This is a genomic window from Rhodococcus sp. IEGM 1366 (assembly GCF_033142425.1).
GTDB classification, from domain to species: domain Bacteria; phylum Actinomycetota; class Actinomycetes; order Mycobacteriales; family Mycobacteriaceae; genus Rhodococcus_F; species Rhodococcus_F globerula.
Genome location: NZ_JAWLRZ010000012.1, coordinates 68,397 through 88,898, shown reverse-complemented (window position 1 = coordinate 88,898; position 20,502 = coordinate 68,397). Strand labels below are relative to the sequence as shown.

Sequence of the window (20,502 nt, the reverse complement as noted above, 5' to 3'; positions counted from 1 at the left end):
AAGTGTGCTCGCGTTCGGTTGCTCAGCGTCGTCGGCAAGCACAACCGACCGCAATGATGACGATGCGGATCGAGGTGAACGCATCGAAGAGAGAGATTGCCGACCCGACCACGACCTCTGCGTTGGAAGCCCAAGCAGGCGCTCGGATCTCGCGGCAAATTCTCGACTTCTGTATGGGCCAGCGCGCGAGGGGCGTCTAAGTAGGATTTCATGGAGTTGAGATCAGACTATCCGGATGCCCAATGTGCGCAGCACGATCGGACGTGACGGCGGTGTCTAACGCCCACAACGAGTTTGGTCGCCCGTAAGAGCTGGACGGACCGAGATGGTTGAGAATGGCCACCGGCCAGTTCTGCGATGGCGAGGTTTCAGGCTGTGCTTTGCCGATCGCGAGCTTCGGATCGTGGGTGTGCGTTGCGGTTCCCGACGTCGAGAGCGTGTACACCTTCGTCATCGGCGGTCGGCGGGCAGGCGCCGTCGAAACGTTCCGGGGGGCGGGTGTCTGGTGCTTGCCGGCGTGGCCTTATCTCGTCTGGGGCAGTTTGCGAAGTGACTCTACTCACTTATGGAACGATTGATCCGCAAATAGCTTGACCGACCGACTCGCGGCGGCAACTATTATGGCATGAACGATCCAGATATAGGTGCGAGTGAAACGGTCCGAGCTCGCCCGTTGTCCCCAGATATAGAGGAATCAGTCAGTGGCCCAACGGCATTGAGTCAGGCGACGGTACTACTGCTGGCAGTGGTCTGTGGGGCGGCGGTCGCGAACATCTACTACGCACAGCCGTTGCTCCCGGTGATTGCGCAGTCGCTCGGGGTGTCCCAGGGCGCCAGTGGACTGGTGGTCACTGTCTCGCAGGTCGGCTATGCGCTGTCACTGGCGCTCTTGGTGCCTCTGGGCGATGTGCTCGAACGGCGTCGCCTGGTGACCGTGCTGCTCGGCGCGAGTGCCGTCGCTCTCCTCGGCGCGGCCGCGTCCCCGGCACTCGGGTCGCTGCTTGCCGCGATCGCGGTCGTCGGGGTTACTTCTGCGGTGGCGCAGATCGTTGTACCGCTGGCCGCGTCGTTGGCGCCGAACCACCAGCGTGGGGCGGTTGTAGGCACGGTGACCAGCGGTCTGCTCATCGGAATCATGATTGCGCGGACAGTCGCCGGACTACTTGCCGAAATCGGCGATTGGCATCTGGTGTACGTCTTCGCCGCGGTCCTGATGGCAGTCCTGGCAGTCGTGTTGCGGCTGGTCCTGGACCCGGTGCCCCCCTCGGAGCGCACTACTTATCCGCAACTTCTGCGCTCCGTGCTGACGCTCGTACATTCCGAATCGTTGCTTCGCAGGCGCATGGTCTTGGCCGCGGCCGGTATGGGCTGCTTCACCGTTCTGTGGACCGCGTCGTCGTTCCTGCTGGCGGACGCGCCGTACGCCTACGAGCCCGCGGCCATCGGATTGTTCGGACTGGCCGGAGTCGTCGGAGCCTTCGCCGCGATGGGAGCCGGTAGGCTCGCCGACCGCGGGCGAGGCCGTCAGGTGACTACGAGCGGATTGATCCTGCTGACCGTCAGCTGGCCCGTGCTCGCCCTCGCCGGCATGGGCGGACTGGGCGGACTGATCGCCCTGGTTGTCGGCATCGTGGTGCTCAACCTGGCTCAGCAGTCCTTGTTGATCAGCCACCAGAGCGCGATCTACCACCGCGCCCCGCATGCCCGGAGCAGGGTGACGACAGCCCTTATGGTCTCCGCGTTCGCCGGCAGCACAGTCGCCTCAGCGTTGACCGCGGCGCTGTACCCGGTCGTAGGGTGGCTCGGGATGTGTGTGCTCGGCTTTGTCATCGCGCTGGTCGGCGTCGGAACGTGGGTATTGGAGATTCTCCACCCCAGCCCTTCCGAACCCCTTGCCGCGCCGTTGGCCACAGCAGACACCACCGGAACTCAACAGAGCCCGATAGCGGTCGGCCGCGCAGGTTCTCATCCCGCGGAACGGTCTCACCGCCAGGGGGTCGACCATGTTTGAAATCCGCCGAGTGGCGATCCTCGACGACTACCAGGGAGTCGCGCGCCAGTACGCCGACTGGAACGCTTTGCCGGAAGATGCTCGCATCACGGTGTTCACCGAACCCCTGGGCGATCCCGACGACGTGATAGCCGCACTACGGCCGTTCGACGTCATTGTTGCCATGCGTGAGCGCACCGCTTTTCCTGCCGCGATCATCAGCAGGCTGCCGAATCTGCAACTGCTGGTGACGACCGGCCCTGCCAACGCGGCTATCGACGTCGCGGCGGCCCGGCAGCGCGGGATCGTGGTGTCGGGCACGCGCGGGGCAGGTCTGACCTCGACAGCCGAGCTGACCTGGGGGCTGATCCACGCACTTGCCCGCTCCGTCCCCGCCGAGGACCGCGGTGTACGTGAGGGAACTTGGCAGCGGACCGTCGGGCGCGACCTGCACGGCGCCCGTCTCGGTGTCATCGGGCTCGGCGGCGTCGGCACCCGCGTGGCGCGGGTAGGGCTCGCCTTCGGGATGGACGTCGTCGCGTGGAGCAGCAACCTCGACAACGTGCACGCTCAAGCAGTCGGCGTCACTCCGGTCGGCAAGGAGGAATTGCTGACGACCTCTGACGTGGTCACGGTTCACCTCAAACTCTCCGCACGCACTGCCGGGCTCCTGGGTCGCGACGAACTGGCACTCCTGCGGCCGGATGCATTGCTGGTCAACACCTCTCGTAGCGCTGTCGTCGACGAGGAAGCTCTACTCGCTGCCCTCCACGCCGGCGCGATCGGCGGGGCCGGGCTGGACGTCCACTCCATCGAGCCGCTCCCAGCAGACTCACCGTGGCGAACCTCCCCCCGCACGGTGCTCACCCCGCATCTCGGGTACGTCACCGAGGGCGCCTACAAGATCTTCTACTCCGACGCGCTCGAGGACATCCTCGCGTACGGCGCCGGTGCACCGATCCGTGTGGTCGAGCCGTGAGTAGACCGCACCTCTCTAATTCTCATGCACACGATGACGAAAGGCACGATTCAGTGACCACGCAAGGAACGCACGATCGACTCAACGCGACGGACAGTGCCGAGAGGGACGATCGTGTGCGGCTTGACGGCCCGAGCTGCGATGACTCAGGATTCCGGGTGCCCGGACTCTGGACTCGCACGCTGGGGAAACTGACCCTGAGCTACATCCCGGACGCAGGAGTGACGATGATCCCGGACCGGTTGTACCCGTCCTCCACCGAGGAGGAATGGGGCCAGCACTGCACGCATATGACCGGCGCCGGTCACCTGTCCATGGGATGTGGAGCCCTACTTGTAGAGAGGGGCGACACCCGGCTGCTCATCGACGCCGGCCACGGCCACATCTCTGGTGACGAAGTGGAGCATTTCCAGCACGCCTTTGGTCATGTACGGGACCTTCCTGCATCACTCGCGGCGCTGGGCGTGGACCCGGCCGGGTTGGAGATGGTTGCCTTCACCCACTTCCACGGCGACCACACCGGGTGGGCCCGGCCCGACGCCACCGAGGACTCCCGGAGCCTGTTCAGCACGGCGCGGTGGCTGGTCGGAGAGGGAGAATTGGAGAGCATCGCGGACGGAACGGCGACCGTGCTGGCCGGTCAGAATGAACGAACAATCGTCGTGACTGACGGGACCGAAATCGCGGACGGCATCCGAGCGTGGTCTCTCCCCGGACATACCCCGGGACACACCGCATGGGTCCTCGACACCGGCGACGGTCGGGAAGTCGTGGCTTTCGGTGACGCCCTGCACTCACCAGTCCAGGTGGTGCACCCCGGTTGGGAGGTGCTCCTCGACGCCGACAGAAACGAGGCCGAACGCTCACGGCTCCGGCTTATCGACTACCTCACGCGAGAAGGGGTATACGGCTTCGGTGTTCACTTCGCGGATCAGCAATTGGGGACCGTGGAATCCGGGCGTTGGCGCCCCTGGGCCGACGCGATAGACGCTCGCTGACGTCCACGCCGCCACCGCGATCACTTACATGTACGCGCACAAAGCGGCAGGCGCGTCAACTGGCAGCACACCAAGGAGATTTGTTATGAGAACAGACCAGCCGCCCGCCTCGGCGGCGGGGAGCCACACCCTCGGAAACGATCTGACGGTCACCCGCCTCGGCTTCGGCTCGATGCAGCTGACCGGCCCGGGGGTCTGGGGAGATCCGAAGAATCCGGACGAAGCAGTACGGGTGCTGCGCCGGGCGGTGGACCTCGGCGTCGACTTCATCGATACGGCCGACTCGTACGGTCCGGCCGTCGCCGAACCGCTCATCAAGAAGGCGTTGTATCCCTACCCGAAGGGTCTGGTCATCGCGACCAAAGCCGGGCTCACCCGGCAGGGCCCCGACCAGTGGCTTCCGGTGGGTAGGCCCGAGTATCTGCGCCAACAGGCCGAAATGAGCCTGCGCCACCTCGGTCTGGACCGCATCGATTTGTTCCAGTTGCACCGTATCGACCCCAAAGTCCCCCTCGAGGAGCAGATCGGGGCGTTGAAAGAGCTACAAGAGGAAGGGAAGATTCGCCACATCGGTCTCTCGGAGGTGTCCGTCGGCGACGTCGAAGCTGCGTCGGCGATGGTCGAGATCGTCTCGGTGCAGAACTTGTTCAATCTGGCTGATCGTACGGCCGAGCCACTGCTGGACTACGCCACAGAACATGGCATCGGCTTCATTCCGTGGTTCCCGCTAGCTACCGGAAAACTCGCGCAGGAAGGCACCCCGCTCGCTGCGCTGGCCGAACAACGTGGCGCGACACCGTCGCAACTCGCCCTGGCATGGCTCCTCAAGCGTTCCCCGGCGATCCTGCCTATTCCGGGAACTTCGTCCGTGGCACATCTTGAGGAGAACATAAGCGCTGCTGGAATTAAACTGTCCGACAACGAGTTTGCTGCCCTCAGTGAGGTGGTGTAGTGGCTGTTCCCCGCGAGGCAGCCGTTGGGACGCGACCGCCTCGCAACCCTCGGGCTCGATCATCGGTGTGTGGAACGCGGTAGGCGGCGCACAGTGGAAACGGCCAGGGTGTACGGCCGACACCCGAGGGGGTATCGCGCTGTTCGGGCTACCGTCCGCCGGGGATAGGCGGCACACCCCGGCCGGCCGCGCTGCTATAATGGATTATTCGTTCCAATAAGGAGGTCGCTGTGCCCACCCTCGGCCGTCCCCGTGCCTTCGACATGCCGAAGGTTCTCCAAGCCGCGATGCGGCTCTTCTGGGAACACGGCTACGACGCGACCTCGGTGACGCATCTACGTGAGGCCACCGGGCTGTCCTCAGCAAGCCTCTACGGCGCTTTCGGTTCCAAGCAGGGATTGTTCGAACGAGTGGCCGAGCACTACATTGCCGGGCCGGGCAGCGTGACCGAAGTCCTCGCCGACGAGACTCTGAGCCCACGCGAGGCCGTCGCCGGGTTGCTACACGCATCGATCGACATGCAAACCGACACCTCCCACCCGCGGGGCTGCCTCGTCGCCCTGTCCGGCACCGTCCGCGCACCGGGCGACGGAGAAGCCGCGGTACGCCAGATGATGTCGGCGCGCCGCGCCGCCGACCGGGCAGGCATCAGGCGATGCGTGGTTCGTGGCATCGAGGCGGGGGAGTTGGCGGAAGACATCGATGTGGACGGCTTCACGTCAATGATTCACAGTTTCCTGCTCGGCGTCTCCACGCAGGTGTGCGACGACGTACCAGCCCGAGACCTCCACGCCGCAGCGGATGCTGCGCTCGCGGCGTGGCCTACGCCAACAAAGGTAGCCTGACCGGAATACCAAAGGCCCCATACGAGTCTCCCCGCAATAAACTGCGTCTCCGCTCCTCACGCCGCCATCGACCAGATGTCACGCTCCCCGCTCACCGGTCCGCGCGTGCGATTGGGAGCCCCCACGAACCGAGGTGTTTGCTCGTGTTCTTCTGCCAGACAGTAATTCGGACGAACTTTGGAGGCCGTATTCGTCACCGCTGAGGAATCGTGAGACGTGGTTTCAGGCATCTTCGGCGCCTCGCTGACCGCAACGGCGTCTGCAGGTGGTACTTGTCTATTTTTCTGACTGTCGATTACGAAACAGCAGCCTCGTCAGTGACGTTTGACGAGGGATCCCGATGTCGCTTAACTATTTGCCCCCCAATGGAACTACGCCAGAATCTATCGTCGTGGGCGGGTGTTCGAGCACCCATTCGAGCATGGTGAAATCACTATCGATCTCGGTGAACAAAGCGGTCACACGGCCCCCGATTGCTATCGCGCTGCCAGGTTCGCATAGGAGGCGCCCTGGCAATGTCGGCCCGGAATCGAGTTCGATCAACGCGATCGTATAGGGGACAGCGTCTTTCAGCATGGGGTGTAATGCTTGTTCGTACACGGTGTAGCTCCAGATGTGCCCCACGGGTTCAACGTCGCGCCAACAGGCGTTTCGAGACCAGCATTCCGGGCACAGTTCGCTTGCCGGAAATCTTATGTAGGAGCACTTTCCGCAGTGCTGCAGCGATAGCCGACCTTGGCGCAGTGAATCCCACATCGTCGATGAAAGCTGATGGTCGAATTGCGGCCGAATATGAGTGTTCATGCCGCCGCCGTCAGGAGCGTTGCTGCTGCTTTCAGGAAGTCGTGGGAAGAACAGTCGAGGGCGGTCTCGGCTCCGGGTACCTGTCTTTCGCCGCACTCGCCCCGCAGTTGGCGGACTGATTCGCAGAGGTTGAGCCATCCCCACATGTAGCTCTCGGAGAGCTGTCCTCCGCTGGTGTTGACCGGTAGCGATCCACCTGGGCGGGTGTTTCCTTCGGCGAAGAACGCTCCAGCTTCACCGGGTTTGCAGAAGCCGTAGCTTTCGAGCATCTGAAGAGTCCACACAGATGTCGCATCTTGGACGTAGACGGCGTCAATTTCGGATGGACGCACTCCGGTCGTGTTCCAGAGTTGCTGAGCTGTCGCGCTGAGCCATGGTCGCATGAGGTTGTCGGGATTTTGGTCGGCGCGTAGAGCGGTCTTCTCTGCAATGCCGACGATGTGGATCGGTTTCTTGGGTGAGTTCTTCGCCCGATCCGCGCGGGTCAGGACGAGCGCGGCTCCTCCATCGGAGATCATGGTGAGGTCCGGGCGTCGTAAGGGGGCTGCGATGTAGGGATGGTTGAGGTAGTCGTCGATCGACATCTTCTCTTTGAAAATGCTGAGGGGGTTGAGCCGAGCCCACTCGCGTTGAGATACCGATACCCAACCGAGTTGTTCTTCGGTGGTCCCGTACAGATGCTGGTGGCGACGGAACGCCATCGCCGCCGAGCCTGCGACGTGCACCAGGCCTGCTGCTGCAGCGAATTCCGCGCCGCCGCCGACGACCCGTCCGAAACCGACGCGTTGGGATCGTTGATTTGTCCCGTATGCGAGCACCACGGTGTTTGCGAGTCCGGCGGTGATCGCCATGACGCCGAGATGGAGTGAGAAGTTGCCGGTTCCGTAGTCGAGTGTGGCACTGAAGTCGGGGTTCATTCCGAGCAGGTGGCCGATTTGTTCATCGATTCCTGCGCCGCCGGTGAGGTTGCGGCATGTGATCAAACCATCGATGTCGTCTTTGGTCAGGCCGGCATCGGCGATCGCGAGTTCGATTGCGTCTGCGGCTATTTCGTTTGCCGTCTTACCTGGAAGTTGTCCCTGTTCGGTGGTTCCGACACCGACCACTGCGGTCTTCATGGCGATGGACATACTGTTCGAGTCTCCTTGTGCACCGGGTCGAGCTACGACACCGTTGAGGGTCGTCTGTTGATGGCTGGCGACGATTTACTTGTTGGGCTGGTCGAGTTCTCGGAGATCAATGCCCTTCGTCTCTTTGATGAGAATAGCGCCGCCGATCACAATGAGCCCCAGCACCATGATGTACACACTGAACAGCGAACTCTTGCCAATCGAGGTCAGCCAGGTGTTCAGGTAGGGGGCAGTGCCGCCGAATATTGCAACGGATAGTGAGACGACGAGTCCGACGATGGTGGCCCGGATGCGGGTTGGCGCCTGTTCGGCGACGACAGCTGGATAGATCGATCCAGCACAAGCCCAGACGAGTTGACCGAGCATCAGCGCGACGAAGAGAGTCCATGGGGCGCTGGACACAACATTGGCGATTGGAAATGCGAGGGCAATCATCAGCGTGCCTTGGGCGAATATGAACGGCTTTCTACCAATTCGATCCGAGAGGGCTCCCATGAAAGGTAGTAGGAGCACGATGAGACCCTGCGCCAACAAGCTCACCACGAAGGCGGATGTCGGGTGCATGTCGTGCTGTGCGATCGCGTTGGTCGGCGCGAACGACACCCATGCGTAGAAGGAGATATTTGTACCGACGGAGACCATGATGATTCGCAAAGCGATGCCTGCGATTTCGCGGCGGCTCATCGTCATGACGGGGGAGTCGGAATCTTCTGCGGTTTCGGCTTCTTCGAGGAATACTTCGGTTTCGACCGCGCTTCGGCGGATCCACAGCGCGAACACTCCCAGCAAACCCCCGAATGCAAAACCTATTCTCCATCCGTACGAATCCATTTGGTCCGCATCGAATACGCCGGTGAGAATCGCGGCACTGGCAGTTGCTGTCATCAGACCGATCGTCGATGCCACGAAGGGCATGGACGACCAGAGTCCACGTCTCGCTGGTGGGGCGAGTTCGGCTGCGTAGGTGTAGGAGACGCCCGCCTCGCCTCCGTGTGCCAGTCCTTGGACCAGCCGAACGATCAGCAGCATCGCCGAGGCCCAGACTCCGACCGCCGCATAGGTGGGAAGTGCCGCCATTGCGACGCTCCAGGCCGCGAGCAGGCACATCGTCGCCACCATGACGTTCTTTCTGCCGATCTTGTCGCTGAGCCTGCCGAAGACGAAACCGCCGATGGGGCGCGCGACGAATCCGACTGCGAAGATTGCGAGCGTACTGAGAAGGGCCGAAGTTGGGTTGTCGGATCGAAATGCGTTGGCAGCGAGATAGACCGAGAAGATGCCGTACAGGTTCCAGTCGAACCATTCGAGTGCGTTTCCGGCACCCGCCGCGATCAGCGAACGGCGCTGTGCTCCGAATGTCGTTTGCTTGTCCTCGGATTGGGTGGTGCTTACCATTGTTTCTCCATGTGTGCTGGCGAAGGAGTCGACACGCGACTGGAAGGCCGTGTCGTCCGCGGGTCGGCTTGCTGGTGACCGTCGATCAGTTTCGAGGCGGATGCTGGTGGCTGTCGAAAAGCCTCGTGGGATCGGAGCGTGCACGATCCCGTCGTCGCGGTCGAAACATTTACGGCGAGATCAGGGTCACAGTCGACACTAGGTGGTAAGACCTCGCTATTGCAACCCCCTAGTGAAGATTTCTTGGATCAAGTGTCGACTCTTGTAGTCTGGTGCGTCAGCGGGTGACCTTTGCTCTATCGTCGACGATTGCGAGCAGGCCAGGTAGTGCGTTGGTCGCCATCGCCCGATTGAGTGCGGCCGCGAGCTCCCCGTCGCGCTCGCGCAATGCGAGCATCAGTCGCTGATGGTCTGCCAGCGAACGTTCGATTCGCCATCCGCGAGCCATTCCGAGGTGTCGCAACTGCATCACTCGAAGCCCCAGTCCGTCGATCGTTCGTTTGAGTGTTGCGTTTCCGCAGATCAGGGAAGCTTGCTCGTGGAAGAGCACGACCTGCCAGAAGTAGGCGTCGTCGTCTCCGCTCTCGGCTGCAGCTACCAAACCTGCGAGGCCCTCTTCGAGGGTTTCGAGATCTGCATCGGAGGCGTTGCTCACGATCTGTCGTGCGACGAGACCGTAGAGCTCGCTACGGAGGTCGTAGATCTCGATGATGGTCTGCCGTGTGAATTCTGCAGCACGGGGGCGTCGACGAGCCGGAACCTCGACCATCCCTTGGCGCTCGAGAACCAGGAGGGCTTCCCGGACCGGCGTACGGCTCGTTCCGAACCGCTGTGCCAACTCGAAAGAGTTCAAATCGTCCGACTGTTCAACACGTTCTTCGATTATGTCCCTGGCGATTTCGATGGCGATCTTGCCTACCAGCGAATCTTGCCGTTCGTCCACGCCCAGCAGTCTCGCGAGAATTCCATCGATATCCGCCGTGGACGTTTTCGCCTTCGACTGTGCCGCATTTCCTTTGGTGCTCATGCGAACACATTAATGCCCCGCTCGTGTGTTGACGTCTGATCGGGTCAAGCGTCATCACTGTGAGAAGGTCAACCCGTACGTACAAGTGTCGACACTTGAGCGCATTCTTTTGTGTGAGTACTGGATTTTTGGTTCACGATCTGCTTATAGTGGCGACACTTACTGAGAAGGGACTACGCCCCATGGCGACCGCATCATCAGTTCGGCCACTCCCGCTCGCTGGAATCAGAGTCTTGGATCTCACGACGTTCCTTTCCGGACCTTCCGCTACGCAATTGCTGGCGGATCTCGGAGCTGATGTCGTGAAAATTGAACCTGCAGTAGGAGATTCGAGCCGTTCCATCCCTCCGCACTTCCTCGGAGAGGACAGTGCGTACTACTTGGCCAACAACCGCAACAAGCGAAGTGTGGTACTCGATCTCAAGCATCCGGAAGGTCTCGACATCGCCTTACGGCTGATCGGAGCTTCCGACGTGGTGATCGAGAACTTCCGCCCCGGAGTCTGCGAGCGTCTGGGAATCGACAAACATGCAGTCACCACCGATCGCCCGGAACTGGTGTGGGCATCCATCAGCGGTTTCGGGCAGGTCGGACCTCACCAATCGCGTCCTGCATACGACATGATCGTCCAGGCCATGAGTGGGGTAATGAGCCTGACCGGACATCCTGGTCAGCCCGCTGCCAGACTCGGTGTTCCGGCAGGTGACGTAGTGGCCGGCATGTACGCCGTGATCGGTGTGCTGTCGGCGCTAGTCTCGCGGGCCGGCACCGGGGTGGGCCGAATCGTCGACGTCTCCATGCTCGACTCCCAGCTCAGTCAGCTGTCCTACCAATCCGTGTACGCGATGATGTCCGGACAGGTTCCGGGTAGGCAGGGGGCCGGACACGACTCGATTCCCACCTACAGATCCTTCCTCGGATCGGACGGAGCAGAATTCGTCGTCACTGCCAATACACAGGCGATGTGGGAGCGCTTGTGCATAGCAATCGAAGAACCTAGGTTGCCATTGGACCCACGATTTCTCGACCAGTCCCTGCGGCTGCAGCACAAACACGAGCTGTGGCGCCTTCTCGAGAAAGCATTTGCCGAGCACCCTGCCGCAGAATGGGTGTCGCGCCTTATCGAGCAGCAGGTCCCGTGCGCACCTATCCGCGATGTCGCCGAAGCGCTCGATGACGCCCGAGCTTCGGGGCGCGGAATGGTCATCGAGCTGAACGATGGCAGTCACTCGTTCGAGGCGGTCGCAACACCGATCTTGTTCGAGGACAGCGAAATTCCTCCACTACGCTACCCGCCACGTCTCGGCGAGCAGACCCGTGAAGTGCTCGGCGAGGTTCTTTCGCTGACGCCCGAGGAATGCGACAGACTCGTCCGCTCGGGCGCGGTTTTCCAATCGGACACATGTTCCGACCCGCTGTCTGCACAGCATCGATCCGTCGACTGACGGAACCACAAACCGAACCCCCTACCTCAACGAAACAACAACCAACAGAAGGATTTTCCCATGAAACTGAACGGCAAAACTGCAGTCATCACGGGCGCTGGATCGGGCATGGGGCGCGCCGGTGCGCTTCTGTTCGCTCAAGAAGGTGCTCAGATCGTCGTCGCCGACCGCGACGAGACCGCAGCCAAGGAAACCGCAGAACTGGTGCGCTCGAAGGGCGGTGAAGCGGTCGTGGCCGTTGCTGACGTCACGACGCTCGACGGCAACGAATCGATCGTTCGATGCGCTGTTGACTCCTTCGGTGCTGTGGATGTGTTCTGGGCCAACGCAGGCGTTGCCGCGCCCATGAGTCCGCTGGCAGAGCAATCCGTCGACTTCTTCGACACGCTCATGGCGGTCAACGCGAAGGGGCCTTGGCTGGGCGCCCGCGCAGTGATGCCGCTCATGCAGGAGCGTCCCGTCGCATCCTTCATCATCACCGCGTCGCTGTCGGGATTTCGCGCTCGACCGAATAACAGCGCCTATTCAACCTCCAAGGGTGCGGCGATTCAGCTCACTCGCGCACTGTCGATCGAATTCGCACCCAAAGTTCGCGTCAACTCCGTCGCACCTGTGTCCACCGAGACCCCCATGCTTCGCACATTCATGGAACACCAGGACAACATCGAAGCGACGATAGCCGCTCAGCGTGCCGGCGTCCCGCTCGGACGACTTGCTCAGGCCGACGACGTTGCCAAGGCAGCACTGTTCTTCGCCTCCGCAGACTCCGAGTTCATCACCGGCGTCACCCTTCCCATCGACGGCGGAATATCAGCTCGATCTTGACCTACAACACTTTCCGACACAGAGAAGGAACTCACCACATGCACAGGGAATACTACGGTTCCATCATCGATGGCAAGGAATTACCCGAATCCGGTACGGTGACGATGGACAGCATCGATCCCGCAAATGGCGCCGTGCTTGCCAGGATCCAACGTTCCGATTCTGCTGTCGTCGACGAAGCGGTCGCCTCGTCGCACCGGGCATTCGACCAGTGGCGTGCCTTGGACGGGTCCGTTCGCGCCGATGCGATGAATGCGCTGTCGAAGGCAATTCTCGACAATCTTGAATTGCTGGCTTACCTCGAATCCGTTGACAACGGGAAACCACTGCGAGAAGCAGAGGCCGATGTCCGTCTCACAGCCAGCTATTACGCCTACTACGCGGGTATCGCCGACAAGATTCACGGAGAAACCGTTCCCCTCGGTCCGTCATTTCACTCCTACACTCGCGTCGAACCTTACGGCGTCACTGCACATATCGTTCCGTGGAACGCGGCACTCCAGCAGACCGCACGGGGCGTCGCTCCCGCCATTGCCGGCGGAAACACTGCCGTGGTCAAACCCGCTGAGGACACCTCCATGGCGGTCGTCGAATTCGCCCGACTGGCAGTCGAAGTCGCGGGGATGCCGCCAGGCGTGATCAACGTCGTTACCGGTCTAGGAGCGGAAGCCGGGGCCGCGCTCGTTGAGCACAGAGACGTTCGCCGGATTGCATTCACTGGATCCGTTCCCACCGGGCAGTCCGTCCTCCGCGCATCGGCCACTCATTTGAGCCCGGTGACACTCGAACTTGGAGGAAAGTCGCCGAACATCGTCTTCTCAGACGCGGATCTGGACAAAGCTGCAACCGGATCGCTGGCGGCGATCAATTTCAATGCCGGCCAGGTGTGCATGGCTGGTAGCCGATTGCTCGTTCACTCCAGTATCCATGACGAATTCGTGGAACGGCTGACCCAACTCGACCGTGCGGTTAGTCTCGGTCGAGGACTCGACAACCCAGACATGGGGCCAATCACGACGGAGAAGCAGTACCGAAAAATCCTCGAGTACTTCGACATCGGCCGTTCGGAAGGTGCCGAGATCGCAATCGGCGGCGGGCGTGCACAGGTCGAAGGAATGGAGGAGGGGCGCTTCGTCCAGCCCACCATCTTTACCGGGGTCCGCAATGACATGCGCATCGCTCAAGAAGAGATCTTCGGTCCCGTTCTTGCCGTTATTGCTTTTGACGACGAAGACGAGGCCGTCCGGATCGCGAATGACACTCCCTACGGGTTGACCGCAGGACTGTGGACCAACGACCTGGCGCGGGCGCATCGCGTAGCGGGCCGCATCGAGGCCGGTCAGGTATCGGTTAACAACTACTTTGCCGGTGGAATTCGCACGCCGTTCGGTGGCTACAAGGCGAGCGGATTCGGTAGGGAGAAGGGGCCTGACGCGGTCTACCACTACCTGCAAACCAAATCCATCGCTATCCAGCTCTGAGAGGGCGGACTATGACGACATCCGAAGAGCATACGGCGCCTGCCGAGGCACTTTCCGGGTATCTCGGCGGCTGGACTGACACGCTCGACGCCGAATACCGCGATTCCCCAAAGTTTTTCGACAGATTTCTTGCGATGCTCGATGTCCCTCGATCCCGAGATTCGCTCACACCTGTCGAACAAGCGCTGATCGGAGTGGCGGTAGTAGGAAACACCGCCAGCACCAATTGGCCGCGCTTGCGTGCATACGTCCGCGTCGCGCTCCGTCTCGGGGCGAGTCGATCCGAAGTTCGTGATGTCTTGCAGCTGGTGAGCATCATGAGCATTCATGCACTGTCGATCGGTGCGCCTGCCGTCGCAGATGTACTGCGCGAGCGTGGAATCGGTCCGTCAGCTGAATTGAGCGCTCGACAGCAGGGGTTGCGTGCGGATTTTGAGCACAATCGCGGTTATTGGCACAAAAGTTGGGACGATGTGCTTGCACTCGACCCTGATATGTTCGAAGCGTATACGAACTTCTCCACTGTCGGTCCCCAATTCGGTTCGCTACCAGTCAAACTGCGTGAGCTGATTTACATTGCGATCGATTGCGTCGTCACGCACCTATATGTTCCTGGCGTCCAAATTCACACTCGGGCTGCACTGGATGCAGGTGCCACTGTCGACGAAATCCTCTCGGCGATTGAGATTGCGGCGTTCACTGGTGCGGACCCGTACTTCGAGGCGATAGCGCGTGTCCCCGAACTATTTGAGGGAGCTAATGAAGTAGTGGAGCATTCTCAGTAGTGAACCGACGGCACTCGTTTCACGCTCGGCAGTCGAAATTATTTGTATCTCATAGGATTTGAAGTCCTGAGTGGCTGTGTAGCGTCATAGCGGTGTCGATCTGAGTGTGGGTCGACAATGACGCAACGGACAATCGGAGCAATGTCGGTGGGGTGATGGACGCAGCGTCACGGTGACCTGTGGCCAGCACCCCACCGACACAGCACGACTCGACTGGATCGGGCCGTGCTGCGAATCGTCTCGGACGAAATCGACGGGATGAGGGCACGAGTGAAGCCAACTGGCACCGTGAGACGAGACTAGCGACAGTCGGCCCACTGAGAAGCATTCATCCCTTGCATACGACTTTGACACAGGAGATCGATATGTTGACATTCGATGGCAAGGTAGCAGTCGTCACCGGTGGTGCGAGCGGGATCGGATTCGCGATGGCGGAGCGGTTCGCGAAGGATGGCGCGAAGATCGTCCTTGCCGATATCGAAGAGGGCGCGCTGGCAATGGCCGTGGCGGCAATTCGGGCCTCGGGAGCCGATGCTATCGGAGTACAGACCGACGTTTCCAACCCGGAGAGCGTGCGCCACTTGGCATTGCGCACCCTAGACGAGTTTGATGCCGTCCACATTCTTTGCAACAACGCGGGCGTCGAGAGCGGCGCATTATTTTCCGACATCCCGCTGCGAACATGGCAGTGGGTGATGGACGTCAACTTTTACGGCGTCCTCCACGGCTGCCGGGAGTTTCTGCCCCTACTTCGTCAGCAGCCCGAAGCGCACATCGTCAACACCTGCTCGGTGGCTGCATTCGCAACCGGGGCACCCACGATGAGCCCCTACGCGGCTTCGAAATTCGCAGTTCTGGGCTTGAGCGAGAATCTCGAGATCGAACTGCGAACCGCCGGAGAGTCGGTCGGGGTATCCGTTCTATGCCCAGGCCCCGTCAAGACACGCATGACCGAGTCCGAGCGCAATCGGCCAGTCGATGTCGAAACATCGACGGATCCCCTGCGGCGTTCGGTGCTCGATCGGCTCGCTGACACAACTGCCGAGTCAGGACTGGATCCGCAGAATGTCGCAGATCTGGTCCTCGATGCTATCCGAACGAGACGATTCTTCATTCTGCCCCACCCCGACATAGCGATAAACGGGGTGGAGCGGCGCATCGAGTGGATGAGAAACGGTACGCCGACTGATGCTCGCGAGGCGGGCAAGTAGGTGCGCCGACGGCCGACGAGTTCGACGATTGGGTTTGAACAGTGAGCAAACCCAAGACCGATTGCGGTCCACCCTCACCGTCGGTTCTCCGCGCCGGCGGCGAGGGTGGACCTGCACATAAGTTGGGCAGAATCGGCGGAACGTGAATGCAAGGGCTGGCAAGCGTGCAACGATGCCGTAGTTGCCGAACTTCTCGATGTCGGCCGCTACGAACGCAGGACCGAAGCACTGCAATGGTTCTCGGCCTCATACTGCCTACACAAGAAGGGCACCGAAGACCACAGGAACCTGCGATCCGATTGTTTTCCCCGGGCGTGCTCGGACGGCGTCATCGCGTCGATGGCAGCAGATCACGATGTTCCACTGCAATTGCACAATGCAATTGCACAAGTTGGTATGTAGGCCGGCCCGTTCAGGGCCGACCTACATGTGGTGGCACTCGCTTGATGCCAGTGGCGATTAAAGGGGCAGCGATGACTGGGCGATTGATCTCGTACGCTCACCGCGATTCGCGGTAAACCGTTGTCGCTAAGAAAGAATTCTGCCCCTGACTGGAAAATTCGACGTGCGGCGGCTGAATCAATCTCAGAAGCATGAACACAATTCCGGTGAACATGACGGTGTCCTACTATCCGAACCTTTCGGTCGACTCGAAAACCGCATGGTCCTACGCCGGTGAACACGCATCCGACCCGCAGTACATTAGTTGTCGACCTCGACGTCACTTTGGTGACCACTCGTTCGGAGACAGCAGAGTACTCGCTAAACTTGCAGCAGTGCTTCGGTTTCCAACTCTATTCGATCTTCGTTGACCATTCTGATTCGGGTGGCTGCGGGCTGATCGGTCCACCGATCAGGCCCGCAGCGGCCTATGACGGAAGGTTGAGGTTAATCAGCGCGGAGCATCGCGGTACGCCTTCAGGCGAAAACTTGGTCGTACAGCGACTCGATCGCGTCGACATCGGGAATAATCGGATTGTTCGCGGGAGATCCGGACTCCAGAGCTTGTCGCGCCATCAGTGGGATGAGTTGGTCCCATGCGCCGCGGTCGATTCCGTATGACTTCGGCGTTGGGACTGCCAGTTCGGTGCACAGTGATGTTATCGACTCGATCAGGGACTGGGCGGCGAAGGAGTCCGTTGCAGATTGTGTCGCGGCACCGAATTGTCTGGCGCACTCTGCATATCGAGCTTCGGCACCGGTGACAGAGAATGCGGTGATTGCAGGTAGCAGCATTGCATTGGAAAGCCCATGTGCGACATGGAAATGAGCACCGATAGGACGGCTCATCCCATGAACGAGTGCGACACTAGCGTTGGAGAAAGCCATGCCCGCTTGCATCGAGGCGATCATCATCGCCTCGCGGGCTGACACGTTCTGGCCGTCCTTGTAGGCAGTGCTGATGTTCTGGCCTATCAGCCGGATCGCAGATAGTGCGAGTCCGTCCGAGAAAGGGTTAGCCTTCCTGCTGACGTAGGCCTCGATCGCGTGTGTGAGTGCGTCGATTCCGGTGTCTGCGGTCAGTCGCGGTGGCATCGACATCGTGAGTTCGAAGTCGACGACCGTTGCGATTGGAAGAAACGAGAGCCCGGGGCACAACATCTTCTCGTCTGTGGCGCTGTCGCTGATGACAGTGAATTGCGTTGCTTCGGAGCCGCTTCCGGACGTGGTGGGAATCGCGATGATGGGTAGTGCAGCTCCGGTGTACGCGGATGGAGCCTTGTACGATCGCATGGTGCCGCCGTTGACCGACAGGACTGCCAGAGCCTTGGCGGTGTCCATTGGACTGCCACCACCGAAGCCGATCACTGAATCCGCTCTATGGTCGACAATTGCTTGCAGACCTGCCTCCAAAGACATCGTGGTCGGGTCGGGAACAGTATCGGAGAACAGTTCGGGTTCTTTTCCCGCGGTCCGAAGGAGGCTGATGACCCGATCTGCTGCGCCGGTCTTGGTGAGATATGAATCGGTCACCACAAGGGGGCGTTGCAGGTGAAGTTGGTCGACGACTGAGCCGATCTCATCGATAGCTCCGGCACCGATCCGTGCGAAGCGGGGTAGTGAAATGTATGCGGTCATGACGAGAGCTCCTACGTGTTTTGGGGGAAGCCGAGTTCGATGCCAGCGTGGCTCGGGTCGAGCCACCGTGTTGTGATCACCTTGCCGCGGGTGAAGAAGTGGACACCTTCCAAGCCGTGAGCATGTGAATCGCCGAAGAGGGAGTTCTTCCATCCGCCGAATGAGTAGTAGGCCATAGGAACCGGGACCGGAACATTGATGCCGACCATGCCAACTTGGACTTCGTTCTGGAAGCGTCGGGCTGCTCCACCGTCGTTGGTGAATATCGCAGTTCCATTGCCGAACTCGCTCGAGTTCACCAACTCCAAAGCTTCGTCGTATGAGTCGACTCGAATTACTGACAAGACGGGCCCAAAGATCTCGTCGGTGTAGATACTCATTTCGGTTCCAACGTGGTCGATGAGCGTCGGCCCCAGCCAAAACCCGTCAGCAGCATCGTCAATCGTTATTGTCCGGCCGTCGACTACGATCGTTGCACCGTCTTTTTCTCCTGCGTCGACATACGAGGCAACTTTGTCGCGATGTGATTTGCTGACCAACGGTCCCATGTCGGATGCCTTGTTGCCGTCTCCGATCTTGAGAATTCTTGTTCGCGCTGCGATCTTGGCTACAAGTTCATCTGCGATGTTGCCGACCGCTACGAGTACGGAGATTGCCATGCATCGTTCGCCGGCAGAACCGAATCCGGCGTTCACCATTGCGTCGGCTGCCAAATCGAGGTCTGCATCGGGAAGCACAATCGCGTGGTTTTTGGCGCCGCCGAGAGCCTGGACGCGTTTTCCGTGGGCGGTGCCGGTCGCATAGACGTACTGTGCAATAGGTGTCGACCCCACGAACGAGATTGCCTTGATCTCTGGATTGACCAGCAGTTCGTCGACAGCGATCTTGTCCCCCTGCAGAACATTGAATACTCCGTCGGGTAGGCCGGCTTCCGACCAGAGTTCGGCGATCCACAGGGAAGCGCTCGGATCCTTCTCGCTCGGCTTGAGGACGACAGTATTGCCTGCGGCGATCGCGATGGGGAAGAACCACATCGGCACCATGGCAGGGAAGTTGAACGGGGAGATGATGCCGACGGGGCCGATCGGCTGGCGCAGCGATGTGACGTCGATGGATGTAGACGCGTTTTCGGTCATCCCGCCTCTGAGCAGGTATGGTATCCCACAGGCGAATTCCACTACCTCCTGGCCTCGGGAGACTTCCCCGAGCGCGTCGGAGAGCACCTTTCCGTGCTCCGAAGTGATGATCTCGGCAAGCTCGTTCTTGCGTTCGTTGAGTAGCTCTCTGAATCTGAACACAATCGAAGTGCGCTTCGCGAGTGAAGTGTCGCGCCATGCCGGGAAAGCGGCCGCTGCGGCGTTGATTGCCACGCGGGTATCGTGTTGGTCTGCCAGCGCCACTCTGCGGGTGACTTCACCGGTAGCGGGGTTGGTTACGGGTGCGTTCGTCGCACTTTGGCCCGTGTACTGCTTGTTGTTGATCCAGTGGGGCACAACGGACATCGGTCTGTCTCCTGGGATTTGCGGGAATGGAACTCTGAGTCTGCTTGTGTAGCAACACATGCGTCAACGGGTAATGTGGCAGTCGGAGCTGCACATTTGCAGAAAGGGAGTGACGGCGATGTTCACCGCGGATAACATGCGTTATCTTCTGGAATTGTCGAGGACGGGGCGAATCGCCGACGCAGCAAAGCGCCTTGGCGTCGACCACACGACGGTTTCCCGACGCATTACAAAGCTTGAAAAAGACACAGGTACAAGGCTTTTCGATCGTGGTGCTGCAGGTTGGGAATTGACGGAGGCAGGCCGCCGACTGGTTCCGCATGCCGAGGTTGTGGAATCTGCGCTGCTGGCGGCGCTGGACGAGACGGCGCCGATTGGGGGATTGACCGGAACAGTTCGCATCATCACACCGGATGGATTCGGAGCTTTTGTTCTGGTGCCAGGATTGAGCGGGATTCGCGCCGAACATCCTGACCTATTCGTCGAATTGGTTACGTCGACCTCACACGACTTACTTACCGGGCGTGACTTCGACATCGCTGTCACCCTCGAATGTCCGCCACCCCGGTCGGTCACCGTGAGCAGACTTGCGAACTACGACCTTCGCCTCTACGCCTCACGGCAATACCTGGATAAAAACGGCGCCATCGCATCTGTCGACGATCTGCGTGATCACACGCTCGTCTGGTACGTAGACGCGTTTCTCGATGTGGAACCGCTTCGAATTCTCGATTCCCTACTGCCTCGGTGTCGGGCGCAGATCCAAACGAACAACATTGCGGGGCACTATCAAGCAGTCAAAAGTGGTGTCGGAGTGGCCCCGTTACCGACCTATATCGGAGCCTTCGATCCGGACTTGGTGGAGGTACTGTCGGATCAGTTCATCGCCCATCGCACCTACTGGTTGGTTGTCCCACGTGATCTTGCGAGGCTGTCAAGAGTGAAAGCTGTCAGCGACGCGCTTTTCTCGATTGTGGCAGCCAACTCGGAACTTCACAGACCAATGTAGCGGTGGCGATGACCCTTGGGTGTCGTCAACTTATCTGGGCGGTGA

Annotated in this window: 18 protein-coding genes; 12 read left to right on the top strand and 6 right to left on the bottom strand. The window is 60.4% G+C overall.

Annotated elements, in window-relative coordinates; translation table 11 throughout:
• The first annotated feature begins 625 nt into the window (after nt 1–625).
• The 5 genes from R4P64_RS29225 to R4P64_RS29205 all read left to right on the top strand — a co-directional run bounded on the left by R4P64_RS29225 (nt 626) and on the right by R4P64_RS29205 (nt 5,764).
• Entirely contained in the window at nt 626–2,011 is a 1,386-nt protein-coding gene (locus R4P64_RS29225; protein WP_317823660.1) for an MFS transporter, read from the top strand.
• Nucleotides 2,004–2,969: a D-2-hydroxyacid dehydrogenase family protein gene (locus R4P64_RS29220; protein ID WP_317823659.1), complete on the top strand. Its 966-nt coding sequence runs from the start codon at nt 2,004–2,006 to the stop codon at nt 2,967–2,969. Before R4P64_RS29225 ends, R4P64_RS29220 begins: the two co-directional genes overlap by 8 nt.
• 158 nt (nt 2,970–3,127) lie before the next feature.
• Nucleotides 3,128–3,967, top strand: a complete 840-nt coding sequence (locus R4P64_RS29215; RefSeq protein WP_317823658.1) for an MBL fold metallo-hydrolase — start codon at nt 3,128–3,130, stop codon at nt 3,965–3,967.
• Nucleotides 3,968–4,052: 85 nt separating this feature from the next.
• Nucleotides 4,053–4,919, top strand: a complete 867-nt coding sequence (locus R4P64_RS29210) for an aldo/keto reductase (RefSeq protein ID WP_317823657.1) — start codon at nt 4,053–4,055, stop codon at nt 4,917–4,919.
• Between the two features lie 230 nt (nt 4,920–5,149).
• The gene (locus R4P64_RS29205; protein ID WP_317823655.1) at nt 5,150–5,764 is read left to right on the top strand and encodes a TetR/AcrR family transcriptional regulator; all 615 of its coding nucleotides are present in this window, start codon (nt 5,150–5,152) and stop codon (nt 5,762–5,764) included.
• A gap of 351 nt (nt 5,765–6,115) precedes the next feature.
• Here the strand turns inward: R4P64_RS29205 and R4P64_RS34050 are convergent, their stop codons facing one another.
• The 4 genes from R4P64_RS34050 to R4P64_RS29190 form a co-directional block, all read right to left on the bottom strand.
• Entirely contained in the window at nt 6,116–6,520 is a 405-nt protein-coding gene (locus R4P64_RS34050; protein ID WP_411742719.1) for a Zn-ribbon domain-containing OB-fold protein, read from the bottom strand.
• Between the two features lie 44 nt (nt 6,521–6,564).
• Entirely contained in the window at nt 6,565–7,698 is a 1,134-nt protein-coding gene (locus tag R4P64_RS29200; RefSeq protein WP_317823654.1) for a thiolase C-terminal domain-containing protein, read from the bottom strand.
• A 75-nt stretch (nt 7,699–7,773) separates the two neighbouring features.
• A complete protein-coding gene (locus tag R4P64_RS29195) occupies nt 7,774–9,093 on the bottom strand; it encodes an MFS transporter (protein ID WP_317823653.1) in 1,320 nt (439 codons plus the stop codon).
• A gap of 277 nt (nt 9,094–9,370) precedes the next feature.
• The gene (locus R4P64_RS29190) at nt 9,371–10,120 is read right to left on the bottom strand and encodes a GntR family transcriptional regulator (protein WP_317823652.1); all 750 of its coding nucleotides are present in this window, start codon (nt 10,118–10,120) and stop codon (nt 9,371–9,373) included.
• A 182-nt stretch (nt 10,121–10,302) separates the two neighbouring features.
• On the opposite strand from R4P64_RS29190, the gene R4P64_RS29185 reads away from it, so the two are divergent.
• From R4P64_RS29185 to R4P64_RS29160, 6 genes are all read left to right on the top strand, one after another.
• Entirely contained in the window at nt 10,303–11,565 is a 1,263-nt protein-coding gene (locus R4P64_RS29185) for a CoA transferase (RefSeq protein WP_317823651.1), read from the top strand.
• Between the two features lie 60 nt (nt 11,566–11,625).
• On the top strand, nt 11,626–12,390 hold the full coding sequence (locus tag R4P64_RS29180; RefSeq protein WP_317823649.1) for an SDR family oxidoreductase: 765 nt from the start codon (nt 11,626–11,628) through the stop codon (nt 12,388–12,390).
• Nucleotides 12,391–12,428: 38 nt separating this feature from the next.
• Nucleotides 12,429–13,871: an aldehyde dehydrogenase family protein gene (locus tag R4P64_RS29175; protein ID WP_317823648.1), complete on the top strand. Its 1,443-nt coding sequence runs from the start codon at nt 12,429–12,431 to the stop codon at nt 13,869–13,871.
• 11 nt (nt 13,872–13,882) lie between these two features.
• Nucleotides 13,883–14,656, top strand: coding sequence for a carboxymuconolactone decarboxylase family protein (locus R4P64_RS29170; RefSeq protein ID WP_317823647.1), 774 nt, complete (start codon nt 13,883–13,885; stop codon nt 14,654–14,656).
• Between the two features lie 365 nt (nt 14,657–15,021).
• Nucleotides 15,022–15,867, top strand: coding sequence for an SDR family NAD(P)-dependent oxidoreductase (locus R4P64_RS29165; protein ID WP_317823646.1), 846 nt, complete (start codon nt 15,022–15,024; stop codon nt 15,865–15,867).
• Between the two features lie 105 nt (nt 15,868–15,972).
• Nucleotides 15,973–16,269 carry a hypothetical protein gene (locus R4P64_RS29160; RefSeq protein WP_317823645.1) on the top strand — a complete coding sequence of 99 codons (297 nt, stop codon included), beginning with the start codon at nt 15,973–15,975 and terminating at the stop codon, nt 16,267–16,269.
• Between the two features lie 516 nt (nt 16,270–16,785).
• On the opposite strand, the gene R4P64_RS29155 is transcribed toward R4P64_RS29160, so the two are convergent.
• Both R4P64_RS29155 and R4P64_RS29150 read right to left on the bottom strand, forming a co-directional pair.
• A complete protein-coding gene (locus R4P64_RS29155; RefSeq protein WP_317823644.1) occupies nt 16,786–17,946 on the bottom strand; it encodes an iron-containing alcohol dehydrogenase in 1,161 nt (386 codons plus the stop codon).
• Nucleotides 17,947–17,957: 11 nt separating this feature from the next.
• Nucleotides 17,958–19,448: a CoA-acylating methylmalonate-semialdehyde dehydrogenase gene (locus R4P64_RS29150; RefSeq protein ID WP_317823642.1), complete on the bottom strand. Its 1,491-nt coding sequence runs from the start codon at nt 19,446–19,448 to the stop codon at nt 17,958–17,960.
• A 118-nt stretch (nt 19,449–19,566) separates the two neighbouring features.
• Between R4P64_RS29150 and R4P64_RS29145 the strand changes: the two genes are divergently transcribed.
• Nucleotides 19,567–20,457: a LysR family transcriptional regulator gene (locus R4P64_RS29145; RefSeq protein ID WP_317823641.1), complete on the top strand. Its 891-nt coding sequence runs from the start codon at nt 19,567–19,569 to the stop codon at nt 20,455–20,457.
• Nucleotides 20,458–20,502: the final 45 nt, after the last annotated feature.